Source organism: Jeotgalibacillus proteolyticus (genome assembly GCF_050107735.1).
Taxonomy (GTDB): Bacteria; Bacillota; Bacilli; order Bacillales; family Jeotgalibacillaceae; genus Jeotgalibacillus; species Jeotgalibacillus proteolyticus_A.
The window spans coordinates 297,830-311,354 of sequence record NZ_JBNILO010000001.1 but is presented as its reverse complement, the minus strand read 5'-3'; the positions used below and the strand labels follow the sequence as shown (position 1 = coordinate 311,354).

The 13,525-nt window shown below is 43.8% G+C and carries 16 protein-coding genes; 4 read left to right on the top strand and 12 right to left on the bottom strand.

Going from position 1 to position 13,525, the window contains the following annotated elements:
* Positions 1-46: 46 nt before the first annotated feature.
* The 8 genes from ACQCT8_RS01735 to ACQCT8_RS01700 are packed head-to-tail and all read right to left on the bottom strand — an operon-like array spanning position 47 to position 7,998.
* Entirely contained in the window at positions 47-1,663 is a 1,617-nt protein-coding gene (locus ACQCT8_RS01735; RefSeq protein WP_426867964.1) for a peptide ABC transporter substrate-binding protein, read from the bottom strand.
* Positions 1,664-1,687: 24 nt separating this feature from the next.
* Positions 1,688-2,641: an ABC transporter ATP-binding protein gene (locus ACQCT8_RS01730; protein ID WP_426867963.1), complete on the bottom strand. Its 954-nt coding sequence runs from the start codon at positions 2,639-2,641 to the stop codon at positions 1,688-1,690.
* Complete coding sequence (locus ACQCT8_RS01725) at positions 2,641-3,657, bottom strand: ABC transporter ATP-binding protein (protein ID WP_426867962.1); 1,017 nt, start codon at positions 3,655-3,657, stop codon at positions 2,641-2,643. The genes ACQCT8_RS01730 and ACQCT8_RS01725 overlap by 1 nt, the downstream gene beginning before the upstream one ends.
* A 12-nt stretch (positions 3,658-3,669) precedes the next feature.
* A complete protein-coding gene (locus ACQCT8_RS01720; protein ID WP_426867961.1) occupies positions 3,670-4,614 on the bottom strand; it encodes an ABC transporter permease in 945 nt (314 codons plus the stop codon).
* Position 4,615: 1 nt separating this feature from the next.
* A complete protein-coding gene (locus tag ACQCT8_RS01715; protein WP_426867960.1) occupies positions 4,616-5,542 on the bottom strand; it encodes an ABC transporter permease in 927 nt (308 codons plus the stop codon).
* A 38-nt stretch (positions 5,543-5,580) separates the two neighbouring features.
* Positions 5,581-6,429, bottom strand: a complete 849-nt coding sequence (locus tag ACQCT8_RS01710) for a M55 family metallopeptidase (RefSeq protein ID WP_426867959.1) — start codon at positions 6,427-6,429, stop codon at positions 5,581-5,583.
* Between the two features lie 44 nt (positions 6,430-6,473).
* Positions 6,474-7,535, bottom strand: a complete 1,062-nt coding sequence (locus tag ACQCT8_RS01705; protein WP_426867958.1) for a M42 family metallopeptidase — start codon at positions 7,533-7,535, stop codon at positions 6,474-6,476.
* Positions 7,536-7,551: 16 nt separating this feature from the next.
* Positions 7,552-7,998, bottom strand: coding sequence for an Lrp/AsnC family transcriptional regulator (locus ACQCT8_RS01700; protein WP_426867957.1), 447 nt, complete (start codon positions 7,996-7,998; stop codon positions 7,552-7,554).
* Positions 7,999-8,200: 202 nt separating this feature from the next.
* Between ACQCT8_RS01700 and ACQCT8_RS01695 the strand changes: the two genes are divergently transcribed.
* Positions 8,201-9,331, top strand: coding sequence for an amidohydrolase (locus ACQCT8_RS01695; RefSeq protein ID WP_426867956.1), 1,131 nt, complete (start codon positions 8,201-8,203; stop codon positions 9,329-9,331).
* A 126-nt stretch (positions 9,332-9,457) separates the two neighbouring features.
* Here the strand turns inward: ACQCT8_RS01695 and ACQCT8_RS01690 are convergent, their stop codons facing one another.
* Positions 9,458-9,709 carry a hypothetical protein gene (locus ACQCT8_RS01690; RefSeq protein ID WP_426867955.1) on the bottom strand — a complete coding sequence of 84 codons (252 nt, stop codon included), beginning with the start codon at positions 9,707-9,709 and terminating at the stop codon, positions 9,458-9,460.
* A gap of 166 nt (positions 9,710-9,875) precedes the next feature.
* On the opposite strand from ACQCT8_RS01690, the gene ACQCT8_RS01685 reads away from it, so the two are divergent.
* Positions 9,876-10,487 (top strand): cupin domain-containing protein, encoded by a 612-nt coding sequence (locus ACQCT8_RS01685; RefSeq protein ID WP_426867954.1) that lies wholly within the window; start codon positions 9,876-9,878, stop codon positions 10,485-10,487.
* 198 nt (positions 10,488-10,685) lie between these two features.
* Here ACQCT8_RS01685 and ACQCT8_RS01680 read toward each other — a convergent pair whose 3' ends face one another.
* Entirely contained in the window at positions 10,686-11,084 is a 399-nt protein-coding gene (locus ACQCT8_RS01680) for a hypothetical protein (protein ID WP_426867953.1), read from the bottom strand.
* Complete coding sequence (locus ACQCT8_RS01675) at positions 11,077-11,289, bottom strand: helix-turn-helix transcriptional regulator (protein ID WP_426867952.1); 213 nt, start codon at positions 11,287-11,289, stop codon at positions 11,077-11,079. Before ACQCT8_RS01675 ends, ACQCT8_RS01680 begins: the two co-directional genes overlap by 8 nt.
* A gap of 402 nt (positions 11,290-11,691) precedes the next feature.
* Between ACQCT8_RS01675 and ACQCT8_RS01670 the strand changes: the two genes are divergently transcribed.
* Together ACQCT8_RS01670 and ACQCT8_RS01665 are read left to right on the top strand one after the other, a co-directional pair.
* Complete coding sequence (locus ACQCT8_RS01670) at positions 11,692-12,183, top strand: sigma-70 family RNA polymerase sigma factor (protein ID WP_426867951.1); 492 nt, start codon at positions 11,692-11,694, stop codon at positions 12,181-12,183.
* Between the two features lie 156 nt (positions 12,184-12,339).
* Positions 12,340-12,846, top strand: a complete 507-nt coding sequence (locus ACQCT8_RS01665; RefSeq protein WP_426867950.1) for a competence protein ComK — start codon at positions 12,340-12,342, stop codon at positions 12,844-12,846.
* 68 nt (positions 12,847-12,914) lie between these two features.
* Here the strand turns inward: ACQCT8_RS01665 and ACQCT8_RS01660 are convergent, their stop codons facing one another.
* Positions 12,915-13,439, bottom strand: coding sequence for a dihydrofolate reductase family protein (locus tag ACQCT8_RS01660; RefSeq protein ID WP_426867949.1), 525 nt, complete (start codon positions 13,437-13,439; stop codon positions 12,915-12,917).
* Positions 13,440-13,525 lie beyond the last annotated feature (86 nt).

Genomic DNA, 13,525 nt, shown 5'->3' with positions numbered 1-13,525 from the left:
CGATAAGAACGGGATCTCTTTACAAGAGACCCCGTCAGATCAACCATTATTCGCTTGTTTTTTCCGCCCATTTCAGATATGGATAGCGGTTTACAGGATACACAATATTTTCAAAGTCCTGTGATGTCATATAGGTATTTGTATAATGATAGATTGGATTAAACGGCAGATCTTCCATCAACACGGATTCTGCTTGATGAAGCAGCTCATATCGTGCTTCTGAATCCTGCTCAACTTTAGCGTCTGCAATTAATTGGTCATATTCTTCGTTCACCCAGTTTGTACGGTTATTCGGGCTGTCTCCAAGGTAGTAGTCGAGAATGACAACCGGATCTACAAGGACGCCGATCCAGCCCATACGCGCCATTTGGAAATTCCCCTGTTTAGTGGTATCCAGGTAGGTATTCCACTCCTGATTAGAAAGTTTGATATCTACACCAAGATTTTGACTGTACATTTCCTGGACGGTTTCTGCTACTTTTTTATGGTTTTCTGAGGTATTGTAAAGCAGTTCAACCTCCGGCAGTTCGTCCCATCCTTCTTCTTCCATTCCTTCTTCCAGAAGTGCTTTTGCTTCTTCATTGTTTTCTTCAAAGTATTCTCCACCTGTTTCACGGAAGTCTCCTGATGGGGTTTCAGCCCCTTCCGGAACAAATGCATACGCAGGGGTTTCTCCAGCTTTTGTTACATTTTCAGTCAGCAATTCACGATCAACCGCCATGGTGAAGGCACGTCTGACTTTTTCATTTGTGAAAGGCTCTTCTTCAACGTTGTACATATACATGTACGTTCCAAAATAAGGGGTTTCCATGTATTCTTCACTGTCTCTTTCCTGGTCAATTACATCGGTAGGCACCGTTTGAATTAAATCCAGTTCATCGGTTTTAAACATTTGATAATACGTAGTGGCATCATTGACCATCTCGTAGGTGATTTTATCGAGCGTCACCACTTCCTGATCCCAGTACTCTTCATTTTTCTCAATGATCACTTCACTATCATGCGTCCAGGTTTCCAGCGTGAAAGGTCCGTTGCTTACATACGTATCAGCTTCTCCGGCCCAATTTTCATTTTCTTCTGCCGTTTCCTGCTTCACCGGGTAAAACGTCCACATGGTTAGCAGTTCGTCAAAATAGCCAAGAGGTGCATCGAGTTCCACAACAAATGTGCGGTCGTCTTCAGCTGTCACACCTACATCCTCAACAGAGCCATTTCCTTTGTTATAGTCTTCTGCGCCTTTAATGTAATACATGTAAAAGGCAAAGGAGCTTCCGGTGTCCGGGTTCAGTACATTTTTCCAGGCATATTCAAAATCCTGTGCAGTGACTGGCGTTCCATCGGACCATGTGGCATCTTCACGAATGGTGAAGGTATACGTGGTGCCATCCTCTGACTGCTCCACTTCACTTGCTGCTCCGAGGACTGGATTTCCTTCCTCATCTTTCGTGTAAAGACCTTCAAACACATGATCAAGGATCCAGCCAGAGGTTGTATCCGTTGCTAATGCAGGATTTAAATCCGGCGGCTCACTCATGGCGTTGACGACAATTTCCTGATCGATATTTTCTGTGGAACCGTCGCCGGAGTCATCTCCTCCGCTGCACCCAGCCAAAACTGACCCGATGACAACTGCCGGCACTACGCCTTTTACCCATTTCTTCATGTAGAATTCCCCCTGTAGTAGTTTTTAATTGTATAAATGACACGCCGTCCAATGATGATCTTTTACTTCCTTCCACTCCGGCACCTGTTTAGCACAAATCTCCATGGCATGCGGACATCTGGTGCGGAACCGGCAGCCGCTCGGTGGATTCACCGGACTTGGCGGATCGCCTTCCAACACGATTCTTTCTCTTGCGTTAGCCTCTGGATTTGTGACGGGAATCGCGGATAAGAGCGCTTGAGTGTACGGATGAAGCGGATCGTTGAACAGCTCGCTGCTGTCAGACAGCTCCATCATTTTCCCTAAATACATCACGCCAATCCGGTCACTGATATGCTTCACCATGCCTAAATCATGGGCGATAAATAAATACGTTAAATCTTCTTGTTCCTTTAAGTCCTCCAGCAAGTTAATGACCTGTGCCTGAATGGACACATCAAGGGCAGAAATCGGTTCATCTGCTACAATAAATTTCGGTTCAACAGCAAGCGCCCTTGCGATCCCGATCCGCTGACGCTGTCCACCGCTGAATTCATGAGGATAGCGCATCGCCTGATCCGGCTGCAGGCCAACCCGTTCTAACAGTTCATAAATTCTTTCCTGCCGCTTTTTTCCTTTCGCCAGGTTATGAGCGTCGATTCCTTCGCCAATAATGTCTCCCACCCGCATTCTCGGGTTCAAGGAAGCATGGGGATCCTGAAAAATGATCTGAATTTCCTGGTTGGTGATTCTTTTTTCCTTAGGCGGCAAAGCGTTAACATCTTGTCCGTTGTAAAGGATTCTTCCGGATGTCGGCTGCTCAAGTCCTGTAATGGTTTTCCCGAGCGTCGACTTGCCGCTTCCGCTTTCTCCAACAAGCCCAAACGTCTCTCCTTTTTTAATTTCAATCGTAATATCATCGACCGATTTTACCGTTTGGTCTTTATTCAGCTGAAAGTATTTCTTCATTTCCTCTACTTTTATAATCGTATCTGCCATTACGCTTCCCTCCCTGCTGCAACAAGATCTTCAAGCTTGGGAGTCCTTGGATCGTTTAACCAGCATTTGGCATGGTGGCCTTCGCTGACATCAAACGCCGGAGGCATCTCTTCCACACAAACCTCCATGGCATATTTACACCGCGGGGCAAATGGACATCCCTTTGGCGGAGAAAATAAATCTGGCGGTGACCCTTCGATTGGCACGAGACGTTTTTTCTCGTCTTTTGTAATATCCGGAACGGACTCCAGCAGTCCCCAAGTATAAGGATGCTTGGGTTCCCTGAAAATATCCTCTACTGTGCCCGCTTCCACAATGATGCCGCCATACATCACCGCCACGCGCTGTGCAGTCTCTGCTACCACCCCTAAATCATGGGTAATCAGAATAATGGAGGTATCCATTTCATCTTTCAAATCCTTCATTAAATCCAGCACCTGGGCCTGTATCGTCACATCCAATGCCGTTGTCGGTTCATCGGCAATCAACACCTTCGGCTGGCAGGCAAGGGCGATGGCAATCATAATCCGCTGCCTCATCCCGCCGCTGAATTCATGCGGGTATTGGTCATACCGTTCTGCCGGATTGGAGATTCCGACTAAACGGATCATTTCAATGGCACGATTTTTTATTTCGTTGCCCTTTAGGCTTTGATGGGCCCGGATGCTTTCCTCGATCTGCCTGCCCACTTTCATCGTGGGATTCAGGGAAGTCATCGGGTCCTGGAACACCATGCCAATCTTTGAACCTTTTATTTTCTGCATCTGTTTTTTGGATAGCTTCAACAAATCCTGTCCATCAAACAGTATTTCACCATTTTTAATCTTGCCCGGCGGAGTAGGGATCAGCCCCATTACGGTTTGAACAGTTACACTTTTTCCGCTTCCGCTTTCCCCGACAATCGCGACCGTTTCCCCTTGATCAACATGAAACGATACATCTCGGACTGCTTTTACTTCTCCTCCATACGTCTTAAAATGGACTTCGAGATTTTTGACCTCTAGTAAATGCTTCAATCTCCCCACCTCCTATTTGTTGGCTCTTGGATCCAGCGCATCCTGCAAGCCGTCACCAAATGCATTAAACGCAAACATGGTCAGTGAAATCATGAAGCCCGGGAAAAACAGGCGCCACCACTGCCCGCTTAAAATAACTCCAAGCGAATCATTCGCCATCGTTCCCCAGCTGGCAAAAGGCGCTTGAACACCTAGACCTAAAAAGCTTAAGAAAGACTCGGCAAAGATGGCCTGCGGAATGGTAAACGTAAGATTCACGATAATAATGCCGGCTGTATTCGGGATCAAATGACGCCAGATGATTTTCGGATGAGAGGTTCCAAGCTTTTGAGCCGCCAATACATATTCCTGGGACTTCAACTGAAGAACCTGCCCCCGTATAATCCTCGCCATCCCGACCCAGCCGGTGACAGACAAGGCGATAATAATCGATACAACACCCGGTTCCATAATCACCATTAACAAAATGACCACTAGAAGATACGGAATGCCGTATAAAATTTCAACGATCCGCATCAAGAATGAATCAATCCGGTCGCCAAGCTTCCCGCGTCCGGCCATGTAGCCCGAAATACCGCCGATCGTAACGCCAAGGATGACATCAATGGCGGCTGCCACTAACCCGATGGTCAAGGAAACCCTTGCGCCATACCACGTTCTTGACCATACATCTCGACCAAGATCATCTGTGCCGAACCAATGTTCAGCTGAAGGCGCTAAATTGGTGGCCACCAGATTTTGTTCAGACGGTGTAAAAGGCACCATGCTCGGACCCGCTATTGCAAAAAAGATCGTGAGCAGCAGGAGGGTCAGTCCCAGGATGGCCATTTTGTTTTTCAGTACATTGATAACCGTTTCTTTCCATGCGCTCATACTTGGGCGCTGGATCGGATCCTGCCCTCTTTTTTCAGGTGATAAGGGGCGAAAAAGGGCATCTTCTACTTTTTTGGAAACCATATTACTCCCCTCCACTTGTTAATTTAATTCTTGGATCAATGAAGCGATAGGAGAGATCAATCAAGAACAATGTGACGACAAGAATTGAACTGAAAAAGATCGTCGTTCCCATAATGACCGGATAATCGCGATTAAAAATGCTATCTACGAAATAACGGCCGATTCCTGGAATAGCAAATATTTTTTCAATGACAAAGGTACCGGTAATTAAAAAGACAAACAAAGGTCCGATAAACGAGACAACCGGCAAAATGGCATTTCGAATCCCATGACTGATGACAAGCTTTGTAACAGGAAGTCCCTTTGCATCAGCGGTTTTAATATAGTTCTGGTTCATTACCTCAAGCATGCTTGACCGCATAAAACGGGCGATCACCGCAAGAGGTGTTGCAGCGAGAGCTAAAGACGGAAGGATAGAATGCTCCCATGTTCCCCATGAAGCGACCGGCAGCAAGCCCCAATCCACTGCAAAATACTTGATTAATAGAGGAGCCAGAATAAAACTCGGAATAGAGATGCCGATAATCGCGATAAACATCGAGAAATAATCCAGAAATTTATTGTGATTTAAGGCCGCGATAATGCCAAGCAGCAATCCAAAAACCAGGGCAATCACAAGAGCCTGTGTGCCAAGCAGTGCAGAAGCAGGCGCACCGTCAGCAATAATCCCGTTAACATCTCTCGTTTCGGATTGAATGGAGATGCCTAAATCAAAAGTGGCTAAATCTCTCATATACATCAGATACTGAACAGGAATCGGTTCATCCAGATTGTACTTTGCCCGGACATTTTCCAGCACTTCCTCTGGTAAAACATCCGCATCAGAAGCGAAAGGATCCCCCGGGATGATTTTCATGATCAGGAAGGTTAAACTTGCAATGACCCAAATGGTAACGAGCATCGTTAATAGCCGTTTTACTATGTACATCCTTTCACCTCCATTGATGGTTCGTTTGACGTTTTTATCTACGCATTCACACTGCCAAGCACGCCGTTTGTCGCGGTCATAGCAATAATCACGCAGCCCCACATATGCTTGTACGCGGTGACAATATCATCACACGTAAACCGGATTTTCTTCGGACCGATTAATTCAACCGTCGGGAGAGTGGTCGTCATTTGTGCCTGCTGCGACCCTTTAAATTCAATCTCAAATGTGACCGGACCATCGACCGTAACCGCTTCAAACGACCGCGCATTTTTTACAGCGAGCGCTGCTTTTTCCCGAATTTCTTTGCGTACGGCCTCCGGGTGAAGAAGCTCCGCTGCAAAGCGGTCAACTGCCCGTTTTGTCACTGCTCCGTAAACATTAGGCAAGGTTTCTTGCACTTCTTTTACGTATGCATCATCTCCGCTGATAAATACTGCAGGTACACCAAAGCTTCCCGCCACAAGTGTGTTCATTTCCGTTTCACCGACCACCTGGCCGTTGATCTTCATTTCGTTTACGCAAATCCCAGCCAGTGTGTGACTGATAACCGCAAGCTCCGACCCGCCTTCACGGCCGTGATGCCCAACAAACATGATGCCGTCAAAGCTTTCGTTAAGCCCTTCAAGCTGACACATAATTCTGTTATTTCCAGATACAAGTCTTGCACGCGGGTCCATTTCCTCAATTAAGATATTCGACATATTTCCGTGCCCATCTGCGACAACTACCTCTGTTGCGCCTCCTGCAAATGCGCCTTCAATCGCTGCATTTACATCCGCTGTCATTAATTTACGGAAGCGCTGATACTCTGAATTTGTTTTTAACTGCTGATTGGTTGCTACACCGGATATGCCTTCCATATCTGCTGAAATAAAAATCTTCATATTAAAGCCTCCCTTATTGATCGTATTTCAAGTCATTTAATCTTCTAAAATTTAAAGCTCGCAGATTCATCTAAACTTAAAATAAACGCTTTAACTAAATCCTTTGTTGCCACTACGTCCCCAAGGTCCACGACTTCTATGGATGAATGCGTGTAGCGGGAAGGAATGGAAAGAACGCCCGTTGGAATTCCTTTATTCGCGTAATTTACCGCTCCGCCATCTGTCCCGATTCCTGTGAATACTTCAAGCTGATACGGAATCTCCTTCTGTTTGGCGAGCGTCAACAGCTTCTGCTTCATGGTTTTATGGACAATCAAGCTGCCATCCATTACTTTGATTCCTGTGCCATTTCCAAGCTTTAGGCTTTGATCCATCGTGGCTTCTGCCGTGTCGCTTGTTGGAGTCGTATCAATGGCAATGCCAGCATCTGCTTTTATATGTTCAGAAGCCGTTTTGGCTCCTCTCAGCCCGACTTCTTCCTGTACAGCAAAGAGAAACACGAGTTCACCTGCAAAGGATTCATGTTCAAGTTCCTCTAAAACCTGCAACAGCACGGCACAGCCTGCCCTGTCATCCAATGACTTTGCCCGAATCTGGGGCTTATGTTCAGGACCAAACATCAGAAATTCAGTTCCCCATGCAACGGCCGTGCCAATATCAATCCCCATTGCCTCGACCTCTTCTTTTGAACGGGCCCCAACATCGATATAAAGCTGGCTGTGTTTTCGAACCATCGACGGATCGTCAAATTTTGAAAAATGAGCCGATAGTGTGCCGATTACACCATCGACAGGAGAGTGCTCCCCAAGCAGTTTGACCGGCTGCGCGAGTAAATTCCGGTCGTCATTGCCTCCCAGCTTTTCAAATCGGATCAGTCCGTTTGATTCTATTTTTTTGACGATAAACCCGACTTCATCCATATGAGCGGTTAATAATATGACAGGACCTGGAGCTGTCCCTTTTTTTCTGGCGATGACGTTTCCGATCGGATCAATTTCAACTTCGTCCACTCTGCTTTTTAAATACTCTTCCAAATAATAACTGACCTCATGCTCAAAGCCGCTTGGACCAAGCAAACCAGTCAAGGTCTTTAATTTTTCTATCATGTTGGCTGCCTCCTTTTTAGATATATTCAAAAGTATTCTTATAGTTTTCCAGTTGGATAATCGTGTTAATGTCTACAATGCCTTCGATCTGATCGAGCTTCAAGATGCTCTGTCTGATGTCTTCCTGGCTTTGGACATTGATTTGAATAAGCAAGGTGTAGGGGCCTGAAGTCATGGTGATAAATCGGATTTCTTTCATCGTTTTTAATTTTTCCATGACCGATTCAATGCTTCCCTGAGTGGTTCGAATTTGAATAATCGCTCCTGCTTTAAGACCGATTGCAATCGGGTTCACTACACCGACCACTTCAATGATTTCGTTTTGCACTAAATTTTTATATCGAAGCCGGATTGTTTTTTCCGTTACATTTAACTGATTGGCTATTTCGGAAAAGGCGATCCTGCCATCTTTAGATAAGATCCTGATAATCCCGCGGTCTAAATCGTCAATCTGGTATTCCATTCCATCTCCTGCTTTCGGACTAAATTAGGTGAACATGACCTGAATATGTTATCGTTTATAAAAATTAAGATTATTTACAATACTCAAATTATAATTTAATATCATAGGTGGAAATAGGTATAGGTGTCATTATAAGGAGAAAGAATTCAGAAATCAATAAGTATTTAGAATTTAATGAATTTATTAACAGGAGGGGAAAACGATGAAAGCAGTTACAAATGTGACAGGAGTAGACGGCACAGGAAAGCAGGTAAAAAATATAAAAATTTTAATTGAGGATGGAAGATTTTCAAAAATAGGACAGGACATTGAAATTCCTGAAGGCTGTGAAGTCATTGATGCAGGCGGGAAATATTTTACCCCTGGTCTCATTGATGTCCACACTCACTTAGGCGTTCATGAAGAAGGCGTTGGCAAAGAAGGACAGGATTTTAATGAGACAAGCAGAGCCGCCACCCCGCAAGTTCGAGCGATTGACGGCATTAATCCACTTGAAAAAGGCTTTTCCGATGCACGCAAAGCAGGCGTGACAACGGTACAGGTGATGCCGGGAAGTGCAAATGTGATGGGCGGTGAAATGGTCGTATTAAAAACCGCCGGCACCATTATCGATGAAATGGTGATTAAAAATCCTTCAGGACTAAAGGCGGCAATGGGAGAAAATCCGAAGCGTTTCCATGGGGACAAAGGAATCATGCCAACCACACGAATGGGAGTAGCGGCCATTCTCAGAGAAAAGTTTATTGAAGCTCAAAACTATTCGGCTAAAAGAAAAGAGGGAAAAGCGGATCGGAACCTGGAGCTTGAAAACATCGTAAAAGTACTTGATAAAGAAATCCCGCTGCGTGTTCATGCCCATCGTGCAGATGATATTGTCACCATCCTGCGTCTGAAAAATGAATTTCAATTTAATTTGACGATTGAGCATTGCACCGAGGGACATAAAATTACCCCCTTCATCGCAAAGCATGATGTCCGGGTGTCGGTAGGGCCAACCATGTCCCCCCGCTCCAAAATCGAACTGGCGGACAAAGGCTGGAACACCTTAACGGCTCTTGCTGAGGAAAACATTCCATTTTCCATCACCACCGACCATCCCGTCATCGCTATCGAACATTTAATGACCAGCACCATCCTCGCTGTCAAAAACGGGCTGACAGAAGAACAGGCATTGCGCGCGATTACCCTTGATGCCGCCAAGCATCTCGGCATTGACGACAGAACAGGCTCCGTTGAAGTTGGAAAAGACGCCGACTTTGTTTTATGGAGCGGCGACCCGTTTGATCTTCGCAATAAGGTGGAGCAGACATATATTAATGGGGAACTGGTGTAGGGTTTCTTAAAGCAAAGAAAGCGTTTCTGCTATTTAATTTGCAGAAACGCTTTTATATATTTTTATGAGGTCTGGCCTTTTTTATCGTTCGGACTACCACAAGAACTACTACAATAAGTTCATCAATTATTGCTTCTCAATATGTTTTCTATACTCTATATAGTATCTTAAAGTTCTTTCATATTCGCCCGTTTTATTTACATAATATCCTTTAATCATTTCGGATATTTCAGACGTTACAGACCCTTCATCGATGTATATACCTTTATCTATTAAATTTTCTAAGCGACTTTTATATTGCCGAGCCGAGGTATCTCCAATCCTATTTGCTTTTTCAATGTGTAAATGTCTATTCTTTAGATAGTCAATAAAACTCATTAGGATCTTCCCTTCTATATGTTTAAATCTATAAAGAGAAAAACGAAGAAACTTTTAAGATTATCTTATATAATAAATCCCTCCTCTGCACCCATTCCCTCCCTGGGACATAGCCTATAGAATCAAGCCTATAAATGGCTTAATTTAAACAGACAGGGTGATCCGATTGAGTGACTCCTTTGATTATACTTCACCGTCCGCTCAGTTTTTCTTCGATGTGAATACGTCTCCGCTTTTTATTAAAGATGAACAAAACTATATTAATGTTCTCGGAAGAAAACAGCTCAATACGCTGAATGGCAGTTCGCTTTTAGATATATTTTTAAGCCGGAGCAATGCGGTAGAACCCCATTACCATCAAAATGCGGCTGAACTGGTGTATTGCATTTCGGGTTCTGCCACTGTTTCTATCCTGAATCCATTTACTAAGCAGTTTCTGCATTATTTTATTACGCCGGGACAGGTGGCCAATGTGCCGCAGGGCTGGTGGCATTATGAAATTGCGACCACAGACAATACTCATCTGCTCGCCATATTTGATGCGCCGAATCCAGAGGTGGTATTAGGATCTGATATTCTTGCTCTCACCCCGGCAAACGTTATGGCACACACCTACTGCATGGATGAAACGCAGTGGAAGCAGGTCACGGCTCCTGTTGAACCGTCCACCTATATCGGACCGCCAAGCAACTGCACTAGACATCAGCCAGCCCAGACATATTATGACTACTCCTACACTCAGCCGGTGTATTCTCCTCAGCAGCAATATTGGCAATAATAGAAAAAGACCTGGTGAGTTATCACAGGTCTTTTCTATGTTAACGAAAGGAATAAGAATCTCACATGAAGAATAAATAGCTATTGACTGCACATTTACTTAAAGAATGGAGGTAACCAATGAAGCGTTTGATTCAGGTGTTGTTGATCGTGATGCTGGTTTTAATTGGACTATATTTTCTAACGTATATGTAGAATGCTATTTTACCCGGAACTTTCTGGAGTAGACATATTCTGTGATGGGCACCGTTATAAAAGTAAGACCCACAACGAGCAGCAACGGATAGTTGTCAATCTCATTCAAGTTGCCGGTTCCCTCTGAAACAAAGAGGATTATGCCGGCTAAGACCATTAATACATAATAGCCGATTTTAGTGCTTTGCGTTTCAACATGGCGGTCCAGTTCATCTTTCTCGCCGCCTCCCTCATGCTGCCCCCATGTCAGGCAGTTAAAAAAATAGGTGAGAGCAACAAAACTGAAAAAGATTCCCGCCCCATCAATCGTTCCGGCACTGAGCCATTTGTAAAATGAAAAACCCGCAAGGATGTCGAATAGAAGAAAAGCCGCTGCAGCCATCCAATTTTTCTTTTTATCCATTCCGATTCCCTCCCCTATCTGACTGAAAAAGTTCTTCCATTGCTACCCCTAGGCTTCTTGCAATATCAAATGCCAGTTGAAGACTCGGATCATATTTATTATTTTCAATGGCATTGATCGTCTGCCTGCTAACCTGACAAACTTCAGCCAATTTACCTTGAGAAAAACTCTTCTTTTCACGATATTCTTTTATCTTATTTTCCATCCGGCATCCACCTTTGGTGTAAAAGGTTTTTTACACTTTGATTATAACGGGGGACTGGATGGGGTGTCAAATAAGTTTTACATTTCCTTAGGGTGATTTATTGAGCTACATATCTCTTTAAGAAAGAATCTCATTATCTAGTTTGATACACTATTAATATCAGTATTATTATTTTGAAGTAATATTAATAGCAGAATGTTTATCTTTCAAAATGATTGTATTTCCACCCATTTCCCCTCCCCGCCATCTCGTTTCCCCCACATCCCCCTCTCGTTTACACTAAACCACACCAAATCCCCCTCCATTCACCTAAAACGGTCATTCGTACAGATTAAAGAACCCCTTTACACTGGGGTTACTCGAGAATAACCGGCAGGCGCGCCTCCTTAATGGAGCAGAAAGATGAATTCGTTTGATGAAGTTTTTGCACAGTTTGAACCGATGATTTTTCATATGATCAGAAAGCTGAATATCCATCAGGATCATGAGGCTTATATTCAGGAAGGCATGCTTTCTCTTTGGCGTGCCTGGGAGAAATTTGATCCCGCACAGGGGGAATTTGCGCCTTATGCCTATCAATGCATTAGAGGCGGCATGCTGACATATATGCGGAGTGACAACAGACGAAAGGAAAGAGAAAGCGTTCATTCTGAAGAGTTTTGGGAAATGCGGGAGGATTCAGCCCCAGACACTGCTTTTCAAAGAGACATCTTCAACAGCTGTGCGAAGCTCCTCACGCCTGCCCAGCAAAAATGGTTCTGGCTTACCTTTGAAAAAGATTTAAGTGTAGCTCAAATTGCCGAGCAGGAAGGAGTCAGTGTATCTGCCGTTAAAAAGTGGAAAAAGGGAGCAGTTACCAAGCTGAAAATCTCTCTTTCTGATCAATTGGAGTAAAACCCAAAAATCCATTGAAAACCTCCTCTGTTTTTGACAGTTTAAGAAAGGAGATTCAATGGATTTTTAACAATTCAGTAACTCAATATTTACAATTTGTATATATTATTCCAAAATAATATCCTATATAATGGGTAAAAAGAAGGAGGATTGTAAATGGCTTATTTTTTGGAACACGATTATTACATAAGCTCCACCACACTGGCATTGCTGCCTGCATTGGACATACGCTATCAAACTGTAATTCACGATAAACGAGGAATTTTTTATTCTGAGAAATCAATGAAAACGCTGCTCGAAGAAGCCTGTCTGCGCTGCGGAAGCCGAATGGGCGGGCGGTTGGATGCAGCAAGATGCATGTTGAGCATACGGAACAAAATCCCACTCATCATCGATCCGTTCAATCATATTTATGCATTTCCTACTCATTCCAGTAAAAACCGGCAGAATTCCTGGTTTTTCCTAGACCATATAGATCAAATAAAACCTTTCCCGGACAATCCCAAGCAATCGAAAATCATTTTCTTCAACGGTCAGTATATGATCGCGGACTGTTCCTACAGCACTGCCAAAGAACAATTTATCAGAACCACGCTGCTATTCGTTCAATACTCCATTAAGCCGCCGCGCAATAATGGACCAAAAGACTTTTTTACAAGTTAAGACTCACCCCAATTCTGTTTCACAGCTTAAAAAAGCCAGGGGCTCCATCCCAGGCTTTTATCATTTCTCTATTTAAGTACCTCATAATGCAATTCAACAAATTGATTAAATGTTCTAGTACCGCTCAACGAAAGATCCAGATGATAGTCGCCCTTCTTAAATAATGGAATTCCATCTCCTAAAACCCTTGGTGCAACGGTAATCCTCAATTCATCCACAAGACCTTCTTTAAAGAATGAATGAAGCAGGTTTCCACCGCCTACAACCCAAATATCCCTTCCTTCCTCCTTCTTTAAATTTGTTATAAATTGGCTAATATCCCCACTAATAAAAGTCACATATTCAGTATCTTCATTGTCTGCCTTTGAAAAGATGTAGCACTTTTTATCAGGATAGGGAAACACCCCATTTTCTTGCTGCATGACCCAATCATACGTCCTCTTTCCCATCAAGACGGTATCAACCGTGCTAAAAAATTCAGCGTATCCGTTGTCCCCTTCCCCTTCAACGCTAAATAACCAGTCTAATGAGTCATCATGAGTCGCAATATAGCCATCCAGACTTTGAGCGATAAACAACACGACTTTTCTCATATACTCACTCCTCAACCGTAATTAAATCCAACAGATATAACGATCCAAATCAAATTAAATTATATTACACCTTGAACAATAACAAA

Excerpts from the sequence above, each read along its gene's own strand:
- ACQCT8_RS01735 (WP_426867964.1), bottom strand. The coding sequence starts at position 1,663 with ATGAAGAAATGGGTAAAAGGCGTAGTGCCGGCAGTTGTCATCGGGTCA.
- ACQCT8_RS01730 (WP_426867963.1), bottom strand. The coding sequence starts at position 2,641 with ATGGCAGATACGATTATAAAAGTAGAGGAAATGAAGAAATACTTTCAG.
- ACQCT8_RS01720 (WP_426867961.1), bottom strand. The coding sequence starts at position 4,614 with ATGGTTTCCAAAAAAGTAGAAGATGCCCTTTTTCGCCCCTTATCACCT.
- ACQCT8_RS01715 (WP_426867960.1), bottom strand. The coding sequence starts at position 5,542 with ATGTACATAGTAAAACGGCTATTAACGATGCTCGTTACCATTTGGGTC.
- ACQCT8_RS01710 (WP_426867959.1), bottom strand. The coding sequence starts at position 6,429 with ATGAAGATTTTTATTTCAGCAGATATGGAAGGCATATCCGGTGTAGCA.
- ACQCT8_RS01705 (WP_426867958.1), bottom strand. The coding sequence starts at position 7,535 with ATGATAGAAAAATTAAAGACCTTGACTGGTTTGCTTGGTCCAAGCGGC.
- ACQCT8_RS01700 (WP_426867957.1), bottom strand. The coding sequence starts at position 7,998 with ATGGAATACCAGATTGACGATTTAGACCGCGGGATTATCAGGATCTTA.
- ACQCT8_RS01695 (WP_426867956.1), top strand. The coding sequence starts at position 8,201 with ATGAAAGCAGTTACAAATGTGACAGGAGTAGACGGCACAGGAAAGCAG.
- ACQCT8_RS01690 (WP_426867955.1), bottom strand. The coding sequence starts at position 9,709 with ATGAGTTTTATTGACTATCTAAAGAATAGACATTTACACATTGAAAAA.
- ACQCT8_RS01680 (WP_426867953.1), bottom strand. The coding sequence starts at position 11,084 with ATGGATAAAAAGAAAAATTGGATGGCTGCAGCGGCTTTTCTTCTATTC.
- ACQCT8_RS01675 (WP_426867952.1), bottom strand. The coding sequence starts at position 11,289 with ATGGAAAATAAGATAAAAGAATATCGTGAAAAGAAGAGTTTTTCTCAA.
- ACQCT8_RS01670 (WP_426867951.1), top strand. The coding sequence starts at position 11,692 with ATGAATTCGTTTGATGAAGTTTTTGCACAGTTTGAACCGATGATTTTT.
- ACQCT8_RS01665 (WP_426867950.1), top strand. The coding sequence starts at position 12,340 with ATGGCTTATTTTTTGGAACACGATTATTACATAAGCTCCACCACACTG.
- ACQCT8_RS01660 (WP_426867949.1), bottom strand. The coding sequence starts at position 13,439 with ATGAGAAAAGTCGTGTTGTTTATCGCTCAAAGTCTGGATGGCTATATT.